The organism is Cronobacter sp. EKM101R (assembly GCF_963888145.1).
GTDB lineage: Bacteria > Pseudomonadota > Gammaproteobacteria > Enterobacterales > Enterobacteriaceae > Cronobacter > Cronobacter turicensis.
In genome coordinates this window covers 272,155-294,486 of record NZ_CAWPHW010000023.1, presented here as the reverse complement: position 1 = coordinate 294,486, position 22,332 = coordinate 272,155, and the positions used below count along the sequence as shown (strand labels likewise).

Here is a 22,332-nt window from a genome sequence, read left to right as displayed (position 1 = left end):
GACTGCCATAAGAAGTCGTCATTATTCGGGCAATACCCTCACAAAGGTATTTTATGACGTTACGCAAAAAACATATTAACGCAATAGCAATGCTCGCGAGCATTGTTGTCTGTGCAACGACGGTGCAAGCGGCGCGCACTTTTACTGGATCTCCCCATTCGGTAAAAATGACAGCCTATAAAAGAGCGAACATTTATAAAGGCTATAGCGTGACCTTTAAAATCGACAACCTTACTCAGGCCTGGCTGGACGGTAAACCATGCGTCGTAGACGAAGATACTGTTAACGCAGTGACATTCAGCCAGGGGTTCTTTCAGGTGGTCTACTACAAAAGGCATGGCGTTGCGATGCTACTGCAAAATGGGGTTTTTGTGGGGCAACTGAAACCATGAACGGACGTCAGTATGATATTTATATTGTTACTGGCGCGCTGATTCTATGCATGCTTTTTCTGATCCGAACTATCGATCAGAATACGCAGGCGCAGAATGCGGTATTTCAGTCTAATAAAATCCTTATTGAAGGTGCGCAATATTGCCTTTCTACGCAGGGCATGACGCACTCCAGGTAATCAGGTAACGCTATTAAAATACTACGCCGTCGTGTCATTTCCTGCCAACACGATGGTTCTTTTGATAATTAAGAGAAGCACGCCATGTCTGAAATGTTCGATTATTGGTTTACGGTAAAAGGCAATGTGACGATTATAAAAATTGCGCTCGGAGATCATATGGCTTGTATGATCCAGGCGCTGGAATATGGCACATCGGAAGGGGGGCCGTTTACAAATGAGGGTATTGCAGCTACTACTGTTATTCAGAAAATCCCCACACCTGAAGATGCCGATTATCAGCTATACGCAATGACAAGCGGGCAATATGAACACGAGCTGGACGCTATTGCAGGAGAAAGGCAGAAAAGGATCTCCTTATCCACGCTTGTTCAAACATCCTTGTCTGGGCCTTACTCGCCGTCTGAAATGCATTAAGCGCCGTCATCGCTTTTCGTACACCTGAAGAAAGATCTTAACGCCGCCGACGGTCAGGCGCGTAAGATGTTCCAGGAAATCCTGGCCGCGCTGGGCACCGGTGACGCGCTGGCATCGAAATATCGCCGTCAGCTCTACTCCCTGCTTTACTGATCCCCCACCGGCAAGGATGCCGTGACGTTCCCCTGCCAGATTCGGGCGCTGCGCCCGGGGCTGGCAGGCGGTACAATAGTCGCTATTGCACACAACAGGAGGTTGTTTCGATGCTGTTTATTATTCCCGTTCTTATTTTCGTCGCGCTGGTTATCGTTTTAGCGGGTGTCAAAATTGTGCCGCAGGGTTTCCAGTGGACCGTGGAACGCTTTGGCCGCTACACTAAAACCCTTCAGCCCGGCCTGAATCTTGTGGTGCCGTTTATGGATCGCGTGGGCCGCAAAATCAATATGATGGAGCAGGTGCTCGATATCCCGTCGCAGGAAGTTATCTCTAAAGATAACGCCAACGTCACTATCGACGCCGTCTGCTTTATTCAGGTTATCGACGCGCCGCGCGCGGCGTATGAGGTGAGCAACCTTGAGCTTGCCATCATCAACCTGACCATGACCAACATCCGTACCGTGCTCGGCTCGATGGAGCTGGACGAAATGCTGTCGCAGCGCGACAGCATCAACACCCGCCTGCTGCATATTGTCGATGAAGCCACCAACCCGTGGGGCATTAAAGTCACGCGTATCGAAATCCGCGACGTGCGCCCGCCTGCCGAGCTTATCGCCTCGATGAACGCCCAGATGAAAGCCGAACGTACCAAACGCGCCTACATTCTGGAGGCCGAAGGCGTGCGCCAGGCGGAGATCCTCAAAGCCGAGGGCGAAAAACAGTCGCAGATCCTCAAAGCGGAAGGCGAACGCCAGTCGGCGTTCTTACAGGCGGAAGCCCGTGAACGTTCGGCCGAGGCGGAAGCGCGCGCCACGAAGATGGTTTCCGAAGCGATCGCCGCGGGCGACATTCAGGCGGTGAATTACTTTGTGGCGCAGAAATATACCGACGCGCTCCAGCAGATTGGCTCCTCCAGCAACAGCAAAGTCGTGATGATGCCGCTTGACGCCTCAAGCCTGATGGGCTCGATCGCGGGCATCGCCGAGCTGATGAAAGAGAGCGGCACCGAGCGTAAACGCCCATGATGACGCTTATCCTCTCTCACCCTCACGTTTTCTGGCTCTGCCTGGGCGGCCTGCTGCTGGCGGCGGAAATGCTCGGCGGTAACGGCTTTCTGCTCTGGAGCGGCGTGGCGGCGGTGGCGACCGGGCTGCTCACCTGGCTTCTGCCGCTGGGCTGGGAGTGGCAGGGCGTCAGTTTCGCGCTGTTCATGCTTATCGCTGTCTGGCTCTGGTGGCGCTGGCTGTCACGGCGGGCGCAGCCGCGGCCTGACAACGCGCTGAACCAGCGCGGCCAGCAGCTTATCGGCCAGCGCTTTACGCTGACGCAGGCGCTGGAGAATGGCCGCGGGCAGATCACCGTCGGCGACAGCGTCTGGCCGGTGATCGCGAACAGCGATTTACCGGCGGGTACAGTCGTGGAAGTGGTCGCGCTTGACGGCATTCGCCTGCGCGTACAGGCCAGCCGCACGCAATAACCGATTCTCGCAAGACAATACTGTTCAATAAAAGCCTGTTCGGGCATGATCCGGGCAGGCTTTTTTACAAAATATTCACAAGGAAACGACGTTATGACGCTACGACTGACAGGGATTGCCCTTGCGCTGCTGACGCTGCCCACGCTCTGCGCGCAGGCCTCTTCCGATATCGAAGACTGCACCTGGGGCGCGCCCGGTTGCGTACTGCAAAGCGAGCCCTGGCTTAATGTAAATAACGACACCCGCGATAACCTGATTCGCCTCATCAGCGAACAGAAACATTTCGCCCTACCGGTCTGGCCGCTGCCCGCCGACACGCGCGCTACCCGCGATTACCATTTTGGCTACCACGAAGAAGAGGCCGCTGAGGCTGCCGCCACCGGCGCCGCGGCTGGCGACGCGCCGGACCCGCTGGCAACGCTGCTGACCCATATGCATCTCGACCCGGCCGCCGCAACGCTCAGCGACGCGGACCGTGAGAACCGTTTCGTCTCCAATAATTCGCAGAGCGTTATCGCGTTTCTGACCGCGCTGAATAATGAGAAATCGCTTACCGACGCGCAGCGCCAGCATCTGGCGCAGGCCCGCCTGAGCATTTATCAGGCGCCGGACAGCGCGCCCGACAGCCTCAACGCGCCGCAGGGCTCGGCCGCCGCCGCGTTCGATGCTTATCTTGGCGCCGCGTCCGCCTTTTACCAGGGCGACTACCCCGCCGCCCGAGAGAGCTTTACGGCGCTCAAGGCGAGCAACCAGCCGTGGGTGGCGCAGACCGCCGCCTATATGCTGATGCGCGTGGCGCTTAACCAGAGCAGCGCCACCGCCGTGGACGACGATTACGGCCTGTTTGATACCACCAAAATCGACATAAACGCCGCCCGCGAGGCGCTGACCTTTTCCGATGCGTACCTGAAGGCCTGGCCGGAGGGCGACTACGCTGACTCCGCACGCGGTATGCAGCGTCGCATCTACTGGTATCTCCAGGACTGGGACGCGCTGGCCCCACGCTACGAGCAGGCGCTGAAAGCGGCCCCCGACGCGGACGCCCTGCGCGCGCTGCTTTTAGAGAACGACAGCAAACTGCAAAGCAAAGACGCCAGCGGCGACACCTGGTTTGTCAGCAGCCCGGACGCGCCGCTGCTCACCTTTACCCAGACGCTGCGCTGGCTGCGCGAGTATGAGCGTAAAGGCGACAAAAACCCGCACGTAACGCGCCAGATGCTCGACGACTACAAGCCGTTCTATGAAAAAGCGGGACTGATGGCGCAGTGGAACTATCTGCAAAACGCCTGGCTGTTCTGGCAGCAGCAGGATTATGCGGCCGTCGTGGCGGCCATTAAGCCTGCCGACAGCGTGCCGCAGAACGATATTCTCGCCTTCAGCGAACAGGTGCTGTACGGCGACGCGCTGGGCGCGCAGAAGCAGTGGGCCGCCGCGCGTGACCACTGGCAGCGCCTGCTGAAATCCGCAAAGCCGGGCGCAGAACAGCAACTGTTGCAGATGAAACTGGCGGCCGCGCTGGTTGAGAACAACGAAACCGCGGCGATTTTCGCGCCACAGAGCCTGGTGACGGGCCTGCGCTACCGCTCGCTGGTGCTGAAAACCAAAGCGCCGCTGGATCTCCTTAAAGACCAGGCGCTGCACGGCATGAATAACGAAGAGCGCACCATCGCGCTGCACACCCTGCTCACACGCCATCTGACCGAAGGACGCTACCAGGATTATCTCCAGGACAAAGCGCTTGTCAGGGATCTCAAACCGCTTGATGAACAGGCGTTCGGCGACGTCAGTCTGAAAGTCTTCGCCTGGAAAGGCGATGACGTGGCGGAAGGCTACGCCTGTACGCCGCTCGACAAGACCGCGAAAACGCTGGCGGCGCATCCTGACGACAGCCACGCGCTGAACTGTCTGGGCGAATTTTTCCGGGTGACGGGCGCGCAGGTTAACCCGTGGGGCGATACCGGCGGCAACAGCACGCTTGATACTGTGACCCGTACCGAACATCCGGTCGGGCTGCCGAACCGTCAGCACTATTACCAGCAGGTGATCGCCAACCCGAAAGCTGAACCGGAAGATAAAAGCTACGCGCTGTACCGCGCCGTGATGTGTTATGCGCCGTCAGGGTATAACGACTGCGGCGGCGAGGATGTCGACAAAGCAACACGCAAAGCCTGGTTCGGGCAGCTTAAGAAAAACTGGCCGGGAAGCCCATGGGCGCAGCAGCTCAAATATTACTGGTAAGCCTGCTGCTGGCGACAACGAGCGCGTGGGCGCAGGCAACGCGGGCGAATGACGCCGACTACCGGGCCTTCTGGCTCTGGTCCGGCGTCAGGCCGCCTGCGGCGCTGCGTCAGGCTGAGGTAATCTATCTTCATCAGGGCGATGTAGTGACGCGCCAGGGCAAGCCCGTGTTTGTGCGCCTCGGCCAGCCGGTGGCCCGCCTGCGCGCGCCTGCCCTCTGGCTCACCGTGCGGCTTGAGCGGCTCGATCTCACCGATGACACGCTCGACACGCTGGCCCGTCTGCCCGTGCGCTGGGCGCAGGCGGGAAATCGGGTGACCGGGTTACAGATTGATTTTGACGCAGCGACACGGCGCATCGACGACTATGGGCAGTTTTTAACGCGGCTGCGGGCGCGGCTGGACGGTCGTTTCGCGCTCGGCGTGACCGGTCTGCTCGACTGGGCGCAGACCGGCAGCGTCGCGCAGCTTAACGCCCTGCCGGTGGATGAACTGGTGGTGCAGACTTATCAGGGTCGCCACACGGTGCCGGGCTACGCGCGCTATTTGCCCGCGCTGCTTGGCCTGCGCATTCCGTTTAAAATTGGCATCGCCCAGAATGGCGAGTGGGATAACGCGCAGGAGAAAACCCTTGCGGCGTCGCCGTGGTATCGCGGCGCGGTGATTTTCGTAATGAACGCCGGGCGCTGACGTTACGCGTCAGCGCGCCGATGGCAGCAGCCGGAGAGATTATCGATAATCGGGCAGTCGGCGCTGTCATCCCCCGGGCACGCGGCGGCGAGATCCAGCAGTTGCTGGCGCATCGCCCGCAGGCTTTCAATATGGCTTTCGATTTCCGCGACCTTTTGCAGCGTGCGCGCTTTGACGTCCGCGCTGTGGCGGCCCGGATCGTTAAACAGATGCACCAGCTCGCGGCACTCTTCCAGATTAAACCCCACCAGCCGGGCCTGACGCAGCAGCGTCAGCTCGTCGATATGCCGCTGCGAGTACGTCCGGTAGCCGTTATCGCCGCGCAGCGGCGGCGTCACCAGCCCTTTCTCTTCGTAAAAACGAATCGCTTTGCTGGTCAGCCCGGTTTTTTTCGCCACATCGCTGATATTCACGTTTCCCCCTTCAGGCAGGTTTGAATGACGCCGTGCCGTAAAGCACGGTGTTAATCCACCAGGTTACGCACGTAATCGCCACAGGCGCTATTCACCTCGGTAATCCCGGCATTTTGCTATGGGATTATAACGCACGGCGTCCCGTAAGGGCTGGCAGAAAGTGTCGCCGGCTATCTTAACGCGCCCCGAGCGCTTTTCTCCCGAGAAACCAGCCCGCTAACGCCCCCGCCACGGCCAGTAACGGGGTCCCTACCAGAAAGATCAGAAAGTTTTGCGACATTTGATCTTCACCCTGTATCGGCCCCACCACTACGCGACACACCACCGGCAAGATCAGCAGCATCAGCGCTGCGCCGCATACCGCCCCGATCGCAGCAAAAAGCGATAATTTCAGAAATTTCATAACATTTTCCAGAAACTGGTTTCGCGCATGTACAAGAAGTTATCAGCGAACCACGCTAACAGAAATGCCCTGCGCTTTCCCCCTCTTCTCCAGTGCGTACCGGACACATTGCCCAGATTTCTGTCGCTATCTGGACACTTTTATACACGCGTCTTTCCCTCCGTGATTTAAAACCTTGACCTTCCCCTTGATGGAAGGTTTACGCTTAAGGACAGTTGAAAACATTTCGTTTTCCGGTCAACCCGAGGCTGACCGCTTACTGAGGAGACAACGTATGTCAAACACCATAGAACTGGCCCTGGACGGGCTTTCCTGCGGACACTGCGTTAAGCGGGTGAAAGAGAGCCTGGAGCAGCGCCCGGACGTTGAACGCGCGGATGTCACGATTGAACATGCCAGCGTCATCACCACCGCGCCTGCGGACGCCCTGATTGAGACGGTGAAACAGGCCGGTTACGACGCGACGCTCGCACACCCAAAGGCTAACCCGCTGACAGAGTCATCAACCCCGTCGGAAGCACTGACAGCGGCGCAACCTGAGCTTCCGGCAGCGGATATCGCCGACGATGACGACAGCCGACAGCTGCTTATCAACGGCATGAGCTGCGCCAGTTGCGTGAGCCGCGTTCAGAATGCCCTGCAGGGGGTCGAGGGCGTCACGCAGGCACGGGTCAATCTCGCGGAGCGCACGGCGCTGGTGATGGGCCATGCCTCCGCCGCTGACTTAATTGCAGCGGTTGAAAAAGCGGGCTACGGCGCCGAAGCCATCGATGACGACGCCGAACGCCGCGAACGCCAGCAACAGACCGCGCAGGCGGCCATGAAACGCTTTCGCTGGCAGGCGGCGCTCGCGCTCGCCGTGGGTATTCCGGTAATGATCTGGGGCATGTTCGGCGACAACATGATGGTCACCGACGCCAACCGTTCGCTCTGGCTGGTCATTGGCCTTATCACGCTCGGCGTGATGATTTTCGCGGGCGGCCACTTCTACCAGAGCGCCTGGAAAAGCCTGCGCAACCGCAGCGCGACGATGGACACGCTGGTGGCGCTCGGCACCGGCGCGGCCTGGCTCTACTCCATGAGCGTCAACCTCTGGCCGCAACACTTCCCGATGGAAGCGCGCCACCTCTATTACGAAGCCAGCGCCATGATTATCGGCCTGATTAACCTCGGCCATATGCTGGAGGCGCGCGCCCGCCAGCGTTCGTCGAAGGCGCTGGAACGCCTGCTGGATCTGACGCCGCCAGTTGCGCGCGTCGTCACGCCGGAAGGCGAGAAAAAATTACCGCTGGCGGAGGTGACGCCGGGCATGACGCTGCGCCTCACAACCGGCGATCGCGTGCCGGTGGATGGCGACATTACCGATGGCGAAGGCTGGTTTGACGAAGCGATGCTGACCGGCGAACCGGTACCGCAGCAAAAAGCGGCAGGTGACACCATTCACGCGGGCACCGTCGTGCAGGACGGCAGCGTGCTGTTCCGCGCCGCCGCGGTGGGCAACCACACCACGCTGTCGCGCATTATCCGCATGGTGCGCCAGGCGCAGAGCAGCAAGCCGGAAATCGGCAAGCTGGCCGACCGCATCTCCGCCGTGTTCGTCCCGGTCGTGGTGCTGATTGCGCTGTTCAGCGGCGCGGTCTGGTATTTCGCAGGCCCGGCCCCGCAGATCGTCTATACGCTGGTGATTGTCACTACGGTGCTGATCATCGCCTGCCCCTGCGCGCTGGGGCTCGCCACGCCGATGTCGATTATCTCCGGCGTCGGGCGCGCGGCGGAATTCGGCGTGCTGGTGCGGGACGCCGACGCGCTGCAACGGGCGAGCGACATAGACACGCTGGTATTCGACAAAACCGGCACCCTGACCGAAGGCAAACCGCAGGTGGCGGCCATCGCCACCACGGGCGACATCACCGAAGCGGACGCGTTGCGCCTGGCCGCCGCGCTGGAGCAAGGCTCCAGTCACCCGCTGGCCCGCGCCATCATCGAGCGCGCCGAAGGGGCTTCGCTGCCCGCCGTTAGTGGCTTTCGAACGCTGCGCGGTCTTGGCGTGAGCGGCGAGGCGCAGGGGAAAACGCTGCTGCTCGGCAATCAGGCGTTGCTGGAAGAAAACGGCATCGCGACCGACGCGCTGCGCGATGAGGCGCAGCGTCAGGCGAGCCTTGGCGCCACGCCGGTGCTGCTGGCGGTGAACGGTACGCTGGCGGCCCTCTTCGCCATTCGCGATCCGCTGCGTGCAGACAGCGCCGACGCCCTGGCGCGTCTGCACCGCGAAGGCTACCGGCTGGTGATGCTGACCGGCGACAACGCCGTCACCGCGAACGCCATCGCCCGCGAGGCGGGTATTGACGAGGTGATCGCAGGCGTGCTGCCGGATGGCAAAGCGCAGGCGATTCAGAAGCTCCAGCAGGCAGGCCGTAAAGTGGCGATGATTGGCGACGGCATTAACGACGCCCCGGCGCTGGCCCAGGCGGAAGTGGGGATCGCGATGGGCGGCGGCAGCGACGTGGCCATTGAAACCGCCGCGATCACCCTGATGCGTCACAGCCTGACGGGTGTGGCCGACGCGATGGCGATTTCCAAAGCGACGCTTGGCAATATGAAGCAGAACCTGCTGGGCGCTTTTATTTATAACGCGCTCGGCATTCCTATCGCGGCGGGCGTCCTGTGGCCGCTGACCGGCACCCTGCTGAACCCGGTGGTCGCAGGCGCGGCGATGGCGCTCTCGTCCATTACCGTCGTCAGTAACGCCAACCGGCTGCTGCGATTTAACCCGAAAAAATAAGCGCAAAGCCCGCCTCGGCGGGCTTTTTTATAGCCGTAATACGGCGGTGCAGATTCGGAAAATGGCAGTGGTAGGTACGTCGCACCGCGTTTAAAATGAACGAATCGAACGATTCATACGAAAGGGACGATGATGCAAACGCTTACCGCGAACGAAGCGAAAACCCAGTTTGGCAATTTGTTGCTGATGGCGCAGCGCGAACCCGTCCAGATTAACCGTAACGGCAAACCCGTCGCGGTGGTGATTTCTGCGCAGGAATACGCAGAAATTGACGCGCTTAAACGCCAGTTGTTGCAGGCGAAACTGGAACGTGCGAAACAAGATATCGACCACGGCAGACTGACCGACGGCGATGATTATTTTCGACAACTCATGGACGAATAAAGGACCACGCTGCCTGCCGGTGAACTTTCCGCCCGCACGGTTTGACCCCGCCTCTTGTTTGCACCCGCCCCGCCTGCGCGTTAGCATGGCTTTTTACGTCAGGGGAAGTGGTTATGGGCCTGTTACGTCGTCTGCGCACCTGGTTTGACACTCTGCGCCCCGGTTATCCGTGGCCTGCGGTCGATATTACGCTGCCCGGCGGGCGCTATCTGCACCTGGTCGGCAGCATTCATATGGGCACGGCGGATATGGCGCCGCTCCCCGCACGTCTGGTCGAAAAACTGCGGCGCGCCGATGCGCTGATCGTCGAAGCCGATATCCGTGGCGATGACTCGCCCTTTGGCGATCCGCCGCCCTGCCCGCCGCTCGGCGAGCGTCTCGACGAGGCGCTGTTCAGCCAGCTTGAAAAACTTATCGACGATCTGGCCCTGCCGCTCTCCCGGTTGGATACGCTGCCGCTCTGGCAGGTGGCGCTGATTTTACAGGCGCACCAGGCGCAGCGCCTCGGCCTGAGGCCCGATTTCGGCATTGATTATCAGCTCTTAAACGCGGCGCAGACGCACCAGGTGAAAGTGAACGAACTGGAAGGCGCGCAGAGTCAGGTGGAGTTGCTGCGCCGCCTGCCGCAGGACGGTCTGGCGTTGCTTGAAGATACGCTAACCCACTGGCACACCAACGCGCGCCTGTTGCAGATTATGATGGGCTGGTGGATGGCGCGTCCGCCTGAGGCGGCGGGTAGCGTCGCGCTGCCGAACACTTTCAGCGCCGAGCTTGGGGATATGCTGATGCAACAGCGTAACCGGCAGTGGCACCACTACCTGCTCTCGCTGCCGCCGGGGCGCTACGTGGTGGCGGTCGGCGCGCTGCACCTCTACGGCGAAGATAACCTGCCGGCGATGTTTCGCGCGTCTTAAAAAGAAGGCCAGTATCGCTACTGGCCCGTCAAAGAGGAACTTTCGTTATTATCGTTATGCCGTGCGCGTTGGCGAACGGTTGCGGCGATTGTCGCGCAAACCATCCACGCTGCCAATATAATCCAGCAAGCTGATACAATTTTTTCGCCCCTGTCTGGCGCTATGCTGCGCCGACAGGCCACAGAAATGGGAAAGGAAACATGACGCCCGCGGTTAATCTACTCGAAAAAAATAAGATAGCTTTCACGCTGCATGCCTATGAGCACGACCCGAATGAAACCAATTTTGGCGATGAAGTGGTGCGCAAGCTCGGGCTTAACGCGCAGCAGGTCTATAAAACGCTGCTGGTGGCGGTGAACGGGGATATGAAACATCTGGCGGTCGCCGTCACGCCGGTCGCGACACAGCTTGATTTGAAAAAGGTCGCGAAGGCGCTGGGCGCCAAGAAAGTCGAAATGGCGGACCCGATGATAGCGCAGCGCACGACCGGGTATCTGGTAGGCGGCATCAGCCCGCTCGGCCAGAAAAAACGCCTGCCGACGCTGATTGACGCGCCCGCCCGCGACTTCCCGGCCATTTATATCTCCGGCGGCAAGCGCGGGCTGGATATCGAACTGGCGGCGGAGGATTTAGCGAAACTGCTGAACGCGCAGTTCGCTGACATCGCCCGCCGCGACTGAGTTACTGCCAGCTCACCTCGCCTTTCGGCTCCAGTGCGCCCACATCCAGCGGCGAGCTCTGCTGGATGTACTGTTTCAGCACTTCAGCATCCACAAAACCGGTATTGACGTAACCCGGCTTTTTATCAATGGGCGGGTAGCCGTCGCCGCCGGTGGCGTTAAAGCTGAGCGTCGCCATGCGGTAGGTTTTCGCCGGATCGACCAGCTCGCCTTTGATTTTGACGTCATTCAGCGTGCCGCCAGACGCCGTAAAGCTAACGTTAGCAAACTGCGGATAGGCGCCGGAATCCGGTTTTTTCTGCGCGACGGCGGTCAGGTACTCCAGCACCTCTTTGCCGGTCATATCGACATACACCAGCGTATTGCCGAAGGGCTGCACCTTAAGCACATCTTTATAGGTGATGTCGCCGCCTTCGATGGAGTCACGAATGCCGCCGCCGCTCATCACCGCGAAATCCGCGCCGGTGCGCGCTATCTGGGCGTTAAGGATCAGGTGGCCCATGCTGGTCTGCACAAAACGCACTTTGCTGCGATCGCCTTCCAGCCGCCCGTTGACGCTGCCGATTTTGACCATCAGCTGCGCCTGGCCTTTTTTCTGGAATGGCGTCAGCAGCGAGAGCATCTGCGGGTTTTCCGGGATCTGCGGCGTGTAGAGCACGCGCTCGGTCTGGCCGTTATCCCAGGTTACTTTTTTCTTCAGGTTGATGGGGATGAGCTGATAGCGCACCAGCTTCATTTCGCCATTGCGGAACTGGAAATCGGCGCGACCGACATATTTGCCCCACTCATGGGCCTGCACAATCCAGGTGCCGTTCTGCTGATCCGGCGCGCACGGCGTGCCCGGCACGTAATCCACCTGTTTTTTATTCTCCGAGGCCATACAGACCGGATCTTGTGAGTGACCGCCCACAATCATCGTCAGCGCGCCTGCTGGCAGCGCTCGCGCCAGTTCGACATCCCCCGGCGCGTTAGAGCCGTGGTCGCCGTTATCGTAATGGCCCATGTGGGTCGCAGCGATAATCACGTCCGGTTTTTCGTTCTGCTGAAGCTCCTGAATCACCAGTTTCGCTTCGTCGGCTGGCTTGCGGAATTCGATATCGGTGAAATATTCCGGGTTGCCGATTTTGGCGGTGTCGTCAGTCGTAAGCCCAATGACGGCGATTTTGATGCCCTGCGGTTTGAAAATGGCCCAGGGTTTGAACAGGCGCTCGTTGGTGCTTTTCTGGTAGATGTTGGCGGAGAGCAGCGGGAATTTGGCCCACTTTTCCTGCTGGCGCAGCACGCTCAGCGGGTTGTCAAACTCATGGTTGCCGACGGCCATCGCATCGTAGCCAATCATGTTCATGCCGCGAAAATCGGGTTCGGCATCCTGTAAATCGGATTCCGGCACGCCGGTGTTGATATCGCCGCCGGAGAGCAACAGCACGCTGCCGCCCTGGGCCGAGACCTCACGCCGCACGCTGTCCACCAGCGTCTTCTGCGCCGCCAGACCATATTCGCCATATTCGTTGCGCCAGAAATGACCATGATGATCGTTGGTGTGCAAAATGGTGATGTTATACGTTTTATCCTGCTCCCAGGCGGATGCGCCGCCGCTCAGCAGGCTAAGCCCCGCCAGCAGCGCGACAGCCAACCCTTTTCTGGCTAACCCCATGACAACTCTCCCTATCCTTAACGTGAATGCTGAAATTACAGCGCCTGCCGAACATACTCAACTTTGTTTTCAGATTTGCGACTTTCCTCAAAACCACGGCGTAACGGCAAGCAAACTTTATGCCTTGTTACAAAGTCGGATATTTAGCGTTCATAAGCAAAAAAAGGCAGCCGTGCGGTAAATTCACAATATTGCTATCACCTTACGGTTATCTTCTTGTCAAAAAAGCGCCATTTTTCAACCCATCAACGCTGTTGAGCTTCCGTTTACTTTTTTGCTTAGCAAAAGATGCACTTTTGCCATCCTAAACACGAATTGGCCCGGCCTGTTTCCCGCATAACGCCTAGCCTGGCTACCGATAACATAGAATTCTGCGCCAGGTTCGAATTTTTTGCGCTTAATGAGGGATTTCGGAAAGTTTTCGCTAACAAACTGCCCCGCGCTGCCGAAAATTGTCATAAACTGTTACGAGTTGCACGCAAAACATCCGGTGTATCATATTCAACGAAAGGAGACGGAATGCATCACGCCACACCGCTTATCACCACACTTGTCGGTGGCCTTGTTCTGGCCTTTATTCTCGGTATGCTCGCCAACCGGCTGCGTATTTCACCGCTGGTGGGATACCTGCTCGCGGGCGTGGTGGCCGGGCCGTTTACGCCCGGTTTTGTCGCGGATACCAAGCTTGCCCCGGAGCTGGCGGAGCTTGGCGTGATCCTGCTGATGTTCGGCGTGGGTTTGCATTTCTCTTTGAAGGATCTGATGGCGGTAAAGTCTATCGCCATCCCCGGCGCGATTTTGCAGATAGCCGTGGCGACGCTGCTGGGCGTCGGGCTCTCGACGCTCCTCGACTGGTCGCTGATGACCGGCATTGTGTTCGGCCTGTGTCTTTCCACCGCCAGTACCGTGGTGCTACTGCGCGCGCTTGAAGAGCGGCAGTTGATTGAGAGCCAGCGCGGGCAGATAGCCATCGGCTGGCTTATCGTCGAAGACCTGGTGATGGTGCTGACGCTGGTCCTGCTGCCCGCCGTCGCCGGGATGCTGGAAAAAGGCGATCTCGGCCTTGCGACGCTGAGCCTCGATATGGCTATTACGCTCGGTAAAGTCATTGCATTTATTGCGCTGATGATGCTGGTGGGCCGCCGACTCGTGCCGTGGATCCTGGCGCGCAGCGCCGCCACCGGCTCGCGAGAGCTGTTTACGCTCGCGGTGCTGGCGCTGGCGCTCGGCATTGCGTTCGGCGCCGTCGAGCTGTTTGACGTCTCATTCGCGCTGGGCGCGTTCTTCGCGGGGATGGTGCTGAACGAATCGGAACTGAGCCACCGCGCCGCGCACGATACTCTGCCGCTGCGCGACGCGTTCGCGGTGCTGTTTTTCGTCTCGGTCGGGATGCTGTTTGACCCGATGATTCTGGTTCAGCAGCCGCTGGCGGTGCTGGGCACGCTGCTGATTATCCTGTTCGGCAAATCGCTCGCGGCGTTTGCGCTGGTGAAGCTGTTCGGCCACTCGCGCCGCACCGCGCTGACGATTGCGGTGAGCCTGGCGCAGATTGGCGAATTCGCGTTTATCCTTGCGGGGCTTGGCATGGCGCTGGATCTGCTACCGCAGGACGGGCAGAACCTGGTGCTGGCGGGGGCTATCCTTTCCATCATGCTTAACCCGGTGTTGTTTGTGCTGCTGGAGCGCTTTCTTTCTCGTCACGACGAACTGGAAGAACAGACGCTGGAAGAGGCGCTGGAAGAGGAGCAGCAGAACCCGGTGGATATCTGCAACCACGCGTTGCTGGTGGGCTATGGCCGCGTCGGCAGCCTGCTTGGCGAGAAGCTTATCGCTGAGGGTATTCCGCTGGTGGTGGTGGAAACTTCCCGCACCCGCGTCGAGGCGCTGCGCGAGCGCGGCGTTCGCGCGGTGCTGGGCAACGCGGCCAATGAGCAGACGCTGGCGCTGGCGCATCTCGACTGCGCGCGCTGGCTGCTGCTGACCATCCCTAATGGCTATGAGGCGGGCGAAATCGTCGCCACCGCGCGTGAGAAGCGCCCGGATATCGACATCATCGCCCGCGCCCATTACGACGACGAGGTGGATTACATCACCGAGCGCGGCGCGAATGAGGTGGTGATGGGCGAGCGGGAAATCGCGAGCACGATGCTGCGTATGCTCGATAAGCCCGAGCAGGCGCAGGAGGTTTTGAGCCACGGTTGATGGTGTGTAAGGTGGGTGCGTGACGGAAGGCGGGTGCGCTCACGCTTACCCGCCCTACGAACTTCTGGCGCAACGTGGCGCATAAAAAGGTGGGTGCGGCTGCGCCTTACCCACCCTACAAAAAACAATGGTCGCTCACCGTAGGGCGGGTAAGCGTAGCGCACCCGCCATAACGTAACGGTTATCGCTCCCAGTACGCCTCTTCCAGGCTATCTTCGCGCTCCGGCAGGCCACGCGTCAGACGCGGCGAATGCTGGTTCAGCACCTGATAACTCACGCGGTTCGCGTATTTACACACCTGCGCCAGCGACGAATAGGTCAGCCAGGTGTATTTATGCTTGCTGGAGTTCGGCACGTTGGTGCGGTGATAATTATTGGCGGTAATATCATGCAGCAGCGCCGCCAGCGCACCGTCACCGGCGCCGTTGGTGTTCATTATCTTCTCCGGCCCGCCCATGTACGGCGCGATATGGGAGAAAATACGCAGCGGCTTTTCGCAATCTTTAAAGCGCATGGCGCGGCTGAATTCATACTGGTTGAACTCCGCGATCGCGCCCGGCAACAGCGGATGCTGGGTTTTGCGCTTACTTTCCTCTTCGGTAAAGCCCGCCATATAGAGCCCGACCGGCCCGGCGGTGCAAAGCACCAAATCCACCCAGTCGAGCGCTTTATCCGACGCCAGCAGCGGATCGCTTTCGCCCGTCAGCGCTTCGCCCTCTTCTTCGTTCATCGCCAGAATCGACACGTGCTCTTTCAGGAAATCGCGCCACCACTGCGGGTTATCGGCAATCACATATTTGGTGCCGAGCGTCAGCACCACCGGCACGTTGTGCTTTTTGGCGTAACGAATGGCGGTCATGGTGGCGTCCGGCATCGGCTCGCCGGGTTTGCAGCGCACCAGATACGAGGTCAACACCAGCGCTGACGCGCCTGCAATCACCGCTTCCGGGATGCTCTCCGGGCGCAACTGGTTCATCTGGCCCGGGCTGATGGCGAAGGTGCGCTCGCCCTGCTCGCTTATCAGCGTGAAGCAGCGGCCAATCGCGCCGTCAACGCCCTGGAGATAGTTCAAATCGGTACGGCTTGAGGTGTTGCAGAGATAACGATAGGCGTAGCTGCCAATCTGCACGTTATTACACATCACGCCCAGCAGCACCGAGCGGTCATCCGCCAGCACGGAGTAGTTGTGCATGGTGTTGCCAATGGTGCCGCCGGCAAACTGATGGGTGATCAGATTTTCACGCACCAGCTCCTGATAGAGCGCTTCGGCGACGTCGTCTTCAATCACCAGCGAATGGCCGAGGCTCAGGCCGTAGCGTTCAATAAACGCGTCATCCACGCGGGCTTCGATATCCACCAGCGTCTGGTCGATACCCACCACCCAGGAGGCGCTGACGTCGGATTCAGGTTGAATTTGTTGCAGGAGCGGATCGCGGGCGCTGACGGGAAAATAGTGTTTGGACTTACGTTTGCCGGGAAATTTCATGGTATTGCGTGCAGGTGGCTAATCAGGCGGGGAATGGTAGCACACTCCCCGCCCCGCGCGCGATCAGCGGTAACGGTCGACCAGTTCCTTCATCATCGCGATATGCGCCGGATCGTCATTAAGTGCCGGAATGTATTCAAACTTCTCACCGCCCGCCTCAATGAAAATCTCGCGGTTCTGCTCTGCAATCTCTTCCAGCGTTTCCAGACAATCCGAGGAGAAGCCCGGACACATCACCTGAATATGCTTCACGCCTTTCTCGCCAAGCATCTTCATGGTTTCGTCGGTATACGGCGTCAGCCACGGCTCGCGGCCAAAGCGCGACTGGAAGGTCATCATCACTTTTTCCGGCGCGATACCGAGCGCCGACACCAGCTCGCGGGTGGTGTCGCGGCAGCGCTGCGGGTAGTCGTCGCCTTCATTGGCGTAGCGCTGCGGAATGCCGTGGTAAGAGAGCAGCAGCAGATCCGGCTCGCCATGTTTCTCAAACGAGCGCTGCACAGACTGCGCCAGCGCGCTGATGTAAGCCGGCTCGCAGGCGTAATCGCGGATAAGCGTCATGGACGGCAGCTTGCGATACCGGGTGGTAATACGCGCCAGCTCGTCCCATACCGCCGCTACGGTGGAGCAGGAGTATTGCGGATAGAGCGCGAGCACGATGATGTGATCGACATGCTGGTCGAGCAGCTTTTGCACGGCGCTGTCGAGCGACGGCTGGCCGTAGCTCATGCCGAGCGCCACCGGCACATCGCCCAGCGCCGCGCTCAGCGCTTTTTCCTGACGACGGCTGTAGACCATCAGCGGCGAGCCCTCTTCCATCCAGACGGACTTATAGAGTTTCGCCACGCGCGGCGAACGCAGCGGCAGAATGACGCCGCGAAGCAGCGGCCACCAGATAACGCGCGGTACGTCCACGACGCGCCGGTCGCTCAAAAACTGTTTTAAATAACGTTTTACGGCAGCTGACGTTGGCGCCTGCGGGGTGCCGAGATTGACTAATAAAACGCCGCTTTTTACTGACTGCATCACGGTTCCTCATTGATGTCCGGCGCGGACGGCGCGACTGAAACCCTCAGGCGCACCGCTGCGAATGAAAATCATTGTAACGTAAAAGTTATTCACCGGAACCGATAACAGCAAAAGGTGCTAGCGACGGTTTTCCGCCAGACGCCAGAGCGCCGCGACATTGCGGGCAGTCACTCGCAGATTGCGTTCGGCGTCATCCAGCGCCTCCTGAAGCGTCACGATGCGATCAATCACTGAAAACGCCGCGTCGATGCCATGTTCATGCACGATGTGATAATCGGGCGTCAGGCTGCCTGCAATCGCGACCACCGGGCGCTGAAACTGCTTCGCCACGCGCGCCACGCCAATGGGTGTTTTGCCGTGGATGCTCTGGCTGTCGAGCCGCCCTTCGCCGGTAATCACCAGATCGGCGTCGCGCACCGCCTGCGCAAGCCCTAATGATTCGATAACAATCTCAATGCCGGGGCGCAGCTGCGCGTTGAGCATACCGAGCAGCGCGGCGCCCATACCGCCCGCCGCCCCCGCGCCCGGCGCGCTGATGATGGTTTTGCCCGTGGCGGCTTCGAGGCGTTCGCCGAAGCGCCTGAGCGCGGCGTCCAGCGCCGGCACCATCTCAGGCGTCGCGCCTTTCTGCGGGCCGAACACCGCCGACGCGCCCTTTTCGCCGCACAGCGGGTTATCGACGTCGCAGGCGACGGTCACGCTGACCTGCGCCAGACGCGGGTCGAGCGCCGAGAGATCGAGACGTTCCAGCCCGGCAAGCGCCGCGCCGCCGGGTTTCAGCTCACGCCCTTCGCCGTCGAGAAACCGCGCGCCCAGCGCCTGCATCATGCCCGCGCCGCCGTCATTGGTGGCGCTGCCGCCGATGCCGATGATAATCGCCTTCACGCCCCGCTCCAGCGCCGCGAGAATAAGCTCGCCGGTGCCGAAGCTGGTGGTGATGCGCGGATCGCGCTGCGCGTTCGGCACCAGATGCAGGCCGGACGCCGCCGCCATTTCGACCACCGCCGTTTCGCCGTCGCCCAGCAGGCCAAAGAAACCGTCCACGTGATTGCCAAGCGGCGCGGTGACAGGCGTAGTGATAATCCGCCCGCCGGTCGCGGCGACCATCGCCTCAACGGTGCCTTCGCCGCCGTCTGCCATCGGCACGCAGACGTAGCTCGCCTGCGGGTAAATTTCACGGAAGCCCGCTTCGATAGCCTTTGCGACATCCATTGCGCTCAGGCTTTCCTTAAATGAATCCGGTGCGATAACGATTTTTTTCAGGGTTGTCATGATGTAGTCCTTAAGCAGCAACACCCAGTACGCCGAACATCAGCGCCGAAATGGTGGCAATGGTGAAGCCCACCAGCGTTTCATACGGTAAGAGTTTAAGACGTTCATGCACGGTCATCCCGACGCTGCCGCCGGTCGCGTGGAAAAAGCTGCCGTGCGGCAGGTGATCGAGCACGGTCGCGCCCGCGTGGATCATCGCCGCCCCCGCAATGCCGCTAACGCCCAGCTCCAGCAGCGTATGGCTGAAGACCGCGGACGCCACGGCGGTGCCGGCGGTGGTGGAGGCCGTCGCCATCGACATGAGCGTGCCGGAGAGCGGCGCCAGCAGCCATGCGGGCAGCCCGGTATGGGTCAGCGTGTCGATAAGCACATCTTTAAGCCCCGAATTGGCGATGATGCCCGCCAGCGCCCCGGTGCCGAGCAGCATGATGGCGACTGGCGCCATACGGGTTAAACCGGAAACCATAAACGTGTTGCACTGGCGCAGACGTCCCATCAGCAGCGCGCCCGCAAGACCGCCCGCCGGGAGCGCGATTAGCGGGTCGACGGCGATGCCCGCGATGGGGCGCAGCGACAGCAGCAGAATCGCCACCAGCGGCGCGCTGATGGCGGCGGCGAAGCCAGGTCGCGGGCCGGTATCCTGCACCGGCAACTCCTGCGCGGTGACCCGGCTGCCCTTATTGCTTAAGCGGTTCGCCAGAAAACAGGCCATCGCCAGGCCAAACAGCCCCGGAATAACGCCTGCCAGCATCACGGAGGTCAGCGGCACATGGAAGTTATCCGCCGCGGCGATCGTATTCGGGTTTGGCGACATCACGTTGCCCGCTTTGCCGCCGCCAATCATGGCAAGCAGGATAGCGATACGCGAGATGCCCGCGCGCTGGGCAATGGAGAGCGCAATAGGGGCGACGGTGATCACCGCCACGTCGATAAATACGCCGACCGCCGTCAGGATAAGTGTCGCGATGGCGAGCGCCAGCAGGCTGCGCTTCTCGCCCACTTTGCGCACGATGGTCTCCGCGATGGTGTGCGCCGCGCCGGATTCAATCAGCACGCCCGCCAGCACGCCCGCCGCCAGAATGCGCATCACCGCATTGGTAATGCCCTGCGCGCCTTCAATCATCAGGCTGACCGTGTGGACGAGATCCGCGCCGCCAACGAGACCGCCCGCCAGCGCCCCCGCCAGCATGCCGTAAGCCGGGGGCACTTTACGCAGAATCAAAACAATCGCGACGACCAACGCCGTCAGCGCGCCGAGAGTGGATACCGTTGTCATTATTGTTTTCTCTTTGAGGTAAGGGTCAGGACAACATAGCGTCGCGCAGAGGGGAAAGCCTGAGCGAAACCCACAAAGAAAGCGCGCCGCCGCCCGCCCGTCTTTGTGGGTTTCTACAAATTATGGCCGCGTCAGCATCCCGACGTAGAGCTGGAGACAGTCAGATAACTGGTTGATTTTCAGGCCGGTGATGGCCTCGATACGCTGTAACCGGTAGCGCAGGGTATTGACGTGAATATGCAGGGCGCTGGCCGTCTGCGCCTGCTCACAGTTTCGGGAAAAATAGTGGCGCAGCGTCTGGCGCAGCACGCCTTTTTCATCGCGCTCCGCAAGCCTGCGCCAGGGGGCGCCCAGCTCGTCGGCGCGCCAGTCGTCGCCGAGATCGCACAGCAATGCCGCCAGCGGATTTTCGTCATAAACCAGCGTCTTGTGGCGAAGCTTAAGGCGGCGCGCCATCGACTGCGTGGCCCGCGCCGCGCGCAGCGAACGGGACGGCCCCGCGTCGCCGGGATAAAAGCCGCCGAGGATCAACCGCACGTTAAACCGCCCCTGCCAGATCGCGTGCAGCCGCTGCGCCTGCTGCCGTTCCTGGTGCGGGCTCCACTGGCCGTTCTCCATGCTCGCCGGGCGCAGCATGACCATTTCGCTAAAGCCGGTCATGGCGAACAGCGCGTCACGCGCCTCGCGCTCAAGCTCCGCCAGCAGTTCGCGCATCTGTTGCGGATTGCCGTCGCGCAGTTCGATTATCCAGGCGATGCGCGGCACGGAGAGCGCCACGCCAAGCCACGCGGCCATGGATTCGCGCGCCTCGGGATCGCCGCCGCCCGCGAGCAGCTGTAGCGTAAGCTCCTCACGGTAGCGCTTCTCCCACTGATTCTGTTCAAGGAGCGCCGCCTGCTCGACCATCAGCTCGGCGGCCATTTTCACCAGCTCGCCGCAGGCGCGCACCTGCGACGGCTCGCCGGAAATGCCGATAACGCCAATCTGGCGCTGGCGAAAACAGAACGGCAGATTAATGCCCGGACGCACGCCCTTCAGATGGCGCGCGGTGGCGGCGTCTATTTCCACGACGCGGCTTTCGGCGAGCGCCAGCAGCGCCCCTTCGTGACGCTCCATCAGGCGCTGCGGATCGCCGGAGGCGATAATGACGCCGTGGCTGTCCATGACGTTAACCGGGTAGTCGATGATGCTCATGGCGCGCCGGACAATCAGCCGGGCGGTGGACTCATCCAGGAGCGGAGTCTGTCTGAACATGCGGTTTTCCCTGTGTGTTGATCCGCAGACGTTATACGCCGTCAGGCAGGAAAATTTAAGGCGCAGGCGGCAAGGATGTGAGGCGCAGAAAGCAAAACGCCGGGCTGAGCCCGGCGTCGGTCATACAACCACGGCTTAGCCGAGGATTTTTTCCAGTTCGGCGCGCACGTCGCTGACGGCTTTGGTGCCGTCGACTTTGGCGTAACGGGTGTTGCCCGCTTCCGCTTCTTTGCGGTAGTAGCCGATCAGCGGCTCGGTCATCTCATGGTATTCCACCAGACGCTTGCGCACGGTTTCTTCCTGATCGTCTTTACGGGTGGTCAGTTCTTCACCGGTCACGTCGTCTTTGCCTTCCACTTTCGGCGGATTGAATTTGATGTGGTAAACGCGACCGGAAGCCGCGTGAACGCGACGGCCAACGATACGATCGACAATCAGCTCATCCGGTACGTCGAATTCCAGCACGTAGTCAACGTTGATGCCCGCTTCCTTCATGGCGTCCGCCTGAGGAATGGTGCGCGGGAAACCGTCCAGCAGGAAACCGTTGCGGCAATCTTCCTGAGCGATACGCTCTTTAACCAGCGCAATCACCAGCTCGTCGGTAACCAGCTTGCCGGCGTCCATGATGTCTTTAGCCTGTTTACCCAGCTCAGAGCCAGATTTCACTGCGGCGCGAAGCATGTCACCCGTGGAGATTTGCGGAATGCCGTATTTCTCCATGATGAATTGTGCCTGAGTCCCCTTTCCTGCGCCCGGAGCGCCGAGCAGAATAATACGCATTGCGTAATTCTCCATACGTTTGCATTTTCACGACGTGATTGAAGCGAAAACCATACCATTAAAGGCGCTATCCCGACAACAAACGCGGCGGATGGTGAATGGTTTCACCGCGGCGTCGCGTGCAGAAAATCGGGTTTGGGGCATAAAAAAGGCGGGCACGTGAGCTGTGTCCGCCTTTTTGTGAGTGGTGGGTCGGGTTGTAAGCGTTTTAGCTGTGGCGGGTGCGCTGACGCTTACCCGCCCTACAAAACTATT

The 22,332-nt window shown here is 60.2% G+C and carries 20 protein-coding genes and 1 pseudogene; 12 read left to right on the top strand and 9 right to left on the bottom strand.

What is annotated here, in order from left to right:
* Positions 1–53 precede the first annotated feature (53 nt).
* The 7 genes and pseudogenes from AACV31_RS13965 to AACV31_RS13935 all read left to right on the top strand — a co-directional run bounded on the left by AACV31_RS13965 (position 54) and on the right by AACV31_RS13935 (position 5,548).
* On the top strand, positions 54–392 hold the full coding sequence (locus AACV31_RS13965; protein ID WP_165153239.1) for a hypothetical protein: 339 nt from the start codon (positions 54–56) through the stop codon (positions 390–392).
* Between the two features lie 263 nt (positions 393–655).
* Positions 656–988 (top strand): hypothetical protein, encoded by a 333-nt coding sequence (locus AACV31_RS13960; RefSeq protein WP_165153237.1) that lies wholly within the window; start codon positions 656–658, stop codon positions 986–988.
* Positions 989–1,000: 12 nt separating this feature from the next.
* A pseudogene (locus AACV31_RS13955) lies at positions 1,001–1,141 on the top strand (tetratricopeptide repeat protein); the annotation flags it as partial.
* A 110-nt stretch (positions 1,142–1,251) separates the two neighbouring features.
* The gene (locus AACV31_RS13950; protein WP_041923284.1) at positions 1,252–2,169 is read left to right on the top strand and encodes an SPFH domain-containing protein; all 918 of its coding nucleotides are present in this window, start codon (positions 1,252–1,254) and stop codon (positions 2,167–2,169) included.
* On the top strand, positions 2,166–2,621 hold the full coding sequence (locus tag AACV31_RS13945) for an NfeD family protein (RefSeq protein WP_105539000.1): 456 nt from the start codon (positions 2,166–2,168) through the stop codon (positions 2,619–2,621). The genes AACV31_RS13950 and AACV31_RS13945 overlap by 4 nt, the downstream gene beginning before the upstream one ends.
* Before the next feature lie 93 nt (positions 2,622–2,714).
* Entirely contained in the window at positions 2,715–4,859 is a 2,145-nt protein-coding gene (locus AACV31_RS13940; RefSeq protein ID WP_165153235.1) for a hypothetical protein, read from the top strand.
* Positions 4,829–5,548, top strand: a complete 720-nt coding sequence (locus AACV31_RS13935; protein ID WP_165153233.1) for a DUF3142 domain-containing protein — start codon at positions 4,829–4,831, stop codon at positions 5,546–5,548. Before AACV31_RS13940 ends, AACV31_RS13935 begins: the two co-directional genes overlap by 31 nt.
* Before the next feature lie 2 nt (positions 5,549–5,550).
* On the opposite strand, the gene cueR is transcribed toward AACV31_RS13935, so the two are convergent.
* Positions 5,551–5,961: a Cu(I)-responsive transcriptional regulator gene (cueR, locus tag AACV31_RS13930; RefSeq protein ID WP_032974653.1), complete on the bottom strand. Its 411-nt coding sequence runs from the start codon at positions 5,959–5,961 to the stop codon at positions 5,551–5,553.
* 175 nt (positions 5,962–6,136) lie between these two features.
* Positions 6,137–6,364 (bottom strand): hypothetical protein, encoded by a 228-nt coding sequence (locus AACV31_RS13925; protein ID WP_075198182.1) that lies wholly within the window; start codon positions 6,362–6,364, stop codon positions 6,137–6,139.
* A 274-nt stretch (positions 6,365–6,638) separates the two neighbouring features.
* On the opposite strand from AACV31_RS13925, the gene copA reads away from it, so the two are divergent.
* From copA to ybaK, 4 genes are all read left to right on the top strand, one after another.
* Positions 6,639–9,146: a copper-exporting P-type ATPase CopA gene (copA, locus tag AACV31_RS13920; RefSeq protein ID WP_165153231.1), complete on the top strand. Its 2,508-nt coding sequence runs from the start codon at positions 6,639–6,641 to the stop codon at positions 9,144–9,146.
* Positions 9,147–9,278: 132 nt separating this feature from the next.
* Positions 9,279–9,530 carry a type II toxin-antitoxin system Phd/YefM family antitoxin gene (locus AACV31_RS13915; protein ID WP_032807203.1) on the top strand — a complete coding sequence of 84 codons (252 nt, stop codon included), beginning with the start codon at positions 9,279–9,281 and terminating at the stop codon, positions 9,528–9,530.
* A 113-nt stretch (positions 9,531–9,643) separates the two neighbouring features.
* Positions 9,644–10,444, top strand: coding sequence for a TraB/GumN family protein (locus tag AACV31_RS13910; protein ID WP_075198186.1), 801 nt, complete (start codon positions 9,644–9,646; stop codon positions 10,442–10,444).
* A 200-nt stretch (positions 10,445–10,644) separates the two neighbouring features.
* Positions 10,645–11,124 (top strand): Cys-tRNA(Pro)/Cys-tRNA(Cys) deacylase YbaK, encoded by a 480-nt coding sequence (gene ybaK / locus AACV31_RS13905; protein ID WP_075198187.1) that lies wholly within the window; start codon positions 10,645–10,647, stop codon positions 11,122–11,124.
* Position 11,125: 1 nt separating this feature from the next.
* Here the strand turns inward: ybaK and ushA are convergent, their stop codons facing one another.
* Positions 11,126–12,778, bottom strand: coding sequence for a bifunctional UDP-sugar hydrolase/5'-nucleotidase UshA (ushA, locus tag AACV31_RS13900; RefSeq protein ID WP_165153229.1), 1,653 nt, complete (start codon positions 12,776–12,778; stop codon positions 11,126–11,128).
* A gap of 519 nt (positions 12,779–13,297) precedes the next feature.
* Here ushA and ybaL point away from each other — a divergent pair.
* Positions 13,298–14,980 carry a YbaL family putative K(+) efflux transporter gene (gene ybaL, locus AACV31_RS13895; RefSeq protein ID WP_075198190.1) on the top strand — a complete coding sequence of 561 codons (1,683 nt, stop codon included), beginning with the start codon at positions 13,298–13,300 and terminating at the stop codon, positions 14,978–14,980.
* 181 nt (positions 14,981–15,161) lie between these two features.
* On the opposite strand, the gene AACV31_RS13890 is transcribed toward ybaL, so the two are convergent.
* From AACV31_RS13890 to adk, 6 genes are all read right to left on the bottom strand, one after another.
* Positions 15,162–16,466, bottom strand: a complete 1,305-nt coding sequence (locus AACV31_RS13890) for an inosine/guanosine kinase (protein ID WP_007767785.1) — start codon at positions 16,464–16,466, stop codon at positions 15,162–15,164.
* 63 nt (positions 16,467–16,529) lie between these two features.
* Positions 16,530–17,492, bottom strand: coding sequence for a ferrochelatase (hemH, locus tag AACV31_RS13885; RefSeq protein ID WP_007767784.1), 963 nt, complete (start codon positions 17,490–17,492; stop codon positions 16,530–16,532).
* A gap of 120 nt (positions 17,493–17,612) precedes the next feature.
* Positions 17,613–18,767: a glycerate kinase gene (locus AACV31_RS13880; RefSeq protein ID WP_165153227.1), complete on the bottom strand. Its 1,155-nt coding sequence runs from the start codon at positions 18,765–18,767 to the stop codon at positions 17,613–17,615.
* A 10-nt stretch (positions 18,768–18,777) separates the two neighbouring features.
* Positions 18,778–20,043 carry a GntP family permease gene (locus AACV31_RS13875; protein ID WP_165153225.1) on the bottom strand — a complete coding sequence of 422 codons (1,266 nt, stop codon included), beginning with the start codon at positions 20,041–20,043 and terminating at the stop codon, positions 18,778–18,780.
* A gap of 120 nt (positions 20,044–20,163) precedes the next feature.
* Complete coding sequence (locus tag AACV31_RS13870) at positions 20,164–21,297, bottom strand: sugar diacid recognition domain-containing protein (protein ID WP_165153223.1); 1,134 nt, start codon at positions 21,295–21,297, stop codon at positions 20,164–20,166.
* A 135-nt stretch (positions 21,298–21,432) separates the two neighbouring features.
* Complete coding sequence (gene adk, locus AACV31_RS13865) at positions 21,433–22,077, bottom strand: adenylate kinase (protein ID WP_007767760.1); 645 nt, start codon at positions 22,075–22,077, stop codon at positions 21,433–21,435.
* Positions 22,078–22,332 lie beyond the last annotated feature (255 nt).

What these genes read in the sequence shown, in the direction of transcription:
- AACV31_RS13915 (WP_032807203.1), top strand. Translation starts at nt 9,279, where the DNA reads ATGCAAACGCTTACCGCGAACGAAGCGAAAACCCAGTTTGGCAATTTG.
- AACV31_RS13870 (WP_165153223.1), bottom strand. Translation starts at nt 21,297, where the DNA reads ATGTTCAGACAGACTCCGCTCCTGGATGAGTCCACCGCCCGGCTGATT.
- adk (WP_007767760.1), bottom strand. Translation starts at nt 22,077, where the DNA reads ATGCGTATTATTCTGCTCGGCGCTCCGGGCGCAGGAAAGGGGACTCAG.
- AACV31_RS13950 (WP_041923284.1), top strand. Translation starts at nt 1,252, where the DNA reads ATGCTGTTTATTATTCCCGTTCTTATTTTCGTCGCGCTGGTTATCGTT.
- AACV31_RS13880 (WP_165153227.1), bottom strand. Translation starts at nt 18,767, where the DNA reads ATGACAACCCTGAAAAAAATCGTTATCGCACCGGATTCATTTAAGGAA.
- AACV31_RS13890 (WP_007767785.1), bottom strand. Translation starts at nt 16,466, where the DNA reads ATGAAATTTCCCGGCAAACGTAAGTCCAAACACTATTTTCCCGTCAGC.
- ybaL (WP_075198190.1), top strand. Translation starts at nt 13,298, where the DNA reads ATGCATCACGCCACACCGCTTATCACCACACTTGTCGGTGGCCTTGTT.
- AACV31_RS13965 (WP_165153239.1), top strand. Translation starts at nt 54, where the DNA reads ATGACGTTACGCAAAAAACATATTAACGCAATAGCAATGCTCGCGAGC.
- AACV31_RS13945 (WP_105539000.1), top strand. Translation starts at nt 2,166, where the DNA reads ATGATGACGCTTATCCTCTCTCACCCTCACGTTTTCTGGCTCTGCCTG.
- AACV31_RS13960 (WP_165153237.1), top strand. Translation starts at nt 656, where the DNA reads ATGTCTGAAATGTTCGATTATTGGTTTACGGTAAAAGGCAATGTGACG.
- copA (WP_165153231.1), top strand. Translation starts at nt 6,639, where the DNA reads ATGTCAAACACCATAGAACTGGCCCTGGACGGGCTTTCCTGCGGACAC.
- ushA (WP_165153229.1), bottom strand. Translation starts at nt 12,778, where the DNA reads ATGGGGTTAGCCAGAAAAGGGTTGGCTGTCGCGCTGCTGGCGGGGCTT.
- AACV31_RS13940 (WP_165153235.1), top strand. Translation starts at nt 2,715, where the DNA reads ATGACGCTACGACTGACAGGGATTGCCCTTGCGCTGCTGACGCTGCCC.
- AACV31_RS13925 (WP_075198182.1), bottom strand. Translation starts at nt 6,364, where the DNA reads ATGAAATTTCTGAAATTATCGCTTTTTGCTGCGATCGGGGCGGTATGC.
- AACV31_RS13910 (WP_075198186.1), top strand. Translation starts at nt 9,644, where the DNA reads ATGGGCCTGTTACGTCGTCTGCGCACCTGGTTTGACACTCTGCGCCCC.
- AACV31_RS13935 (WP_165153233.1), top strand. Translation starts at nt 4,829, where the DNA reads ATGGGCGCAGCAGCTCAAATATTACTGGTAAGCCTGCTGCTGGCGACA.
- ybaK (WP_075198187.1), top strand. Translation starts at nt 10,645, where the DNA reads ATGACGCCCGCGGTTAATCTACTCGAAAAAAATAAGATAGCTTTCACG.
- AACV31_RS13875 (WP_165153225.1), bottom strand. Translation starts at nt 20,043, where the DNA reads ATGACAACGGTATCCACTCTCGGCGCGCTGACGGCGTTGGTCGTCGCG.
- hemH (WP_007767784.1), bottom strand. Translation starts at nt 17,492, where the DNA reads ATGCAGTCAGTAAAAAGCGGCGTTTTATTAGTCAATCTCGGCACCCCG.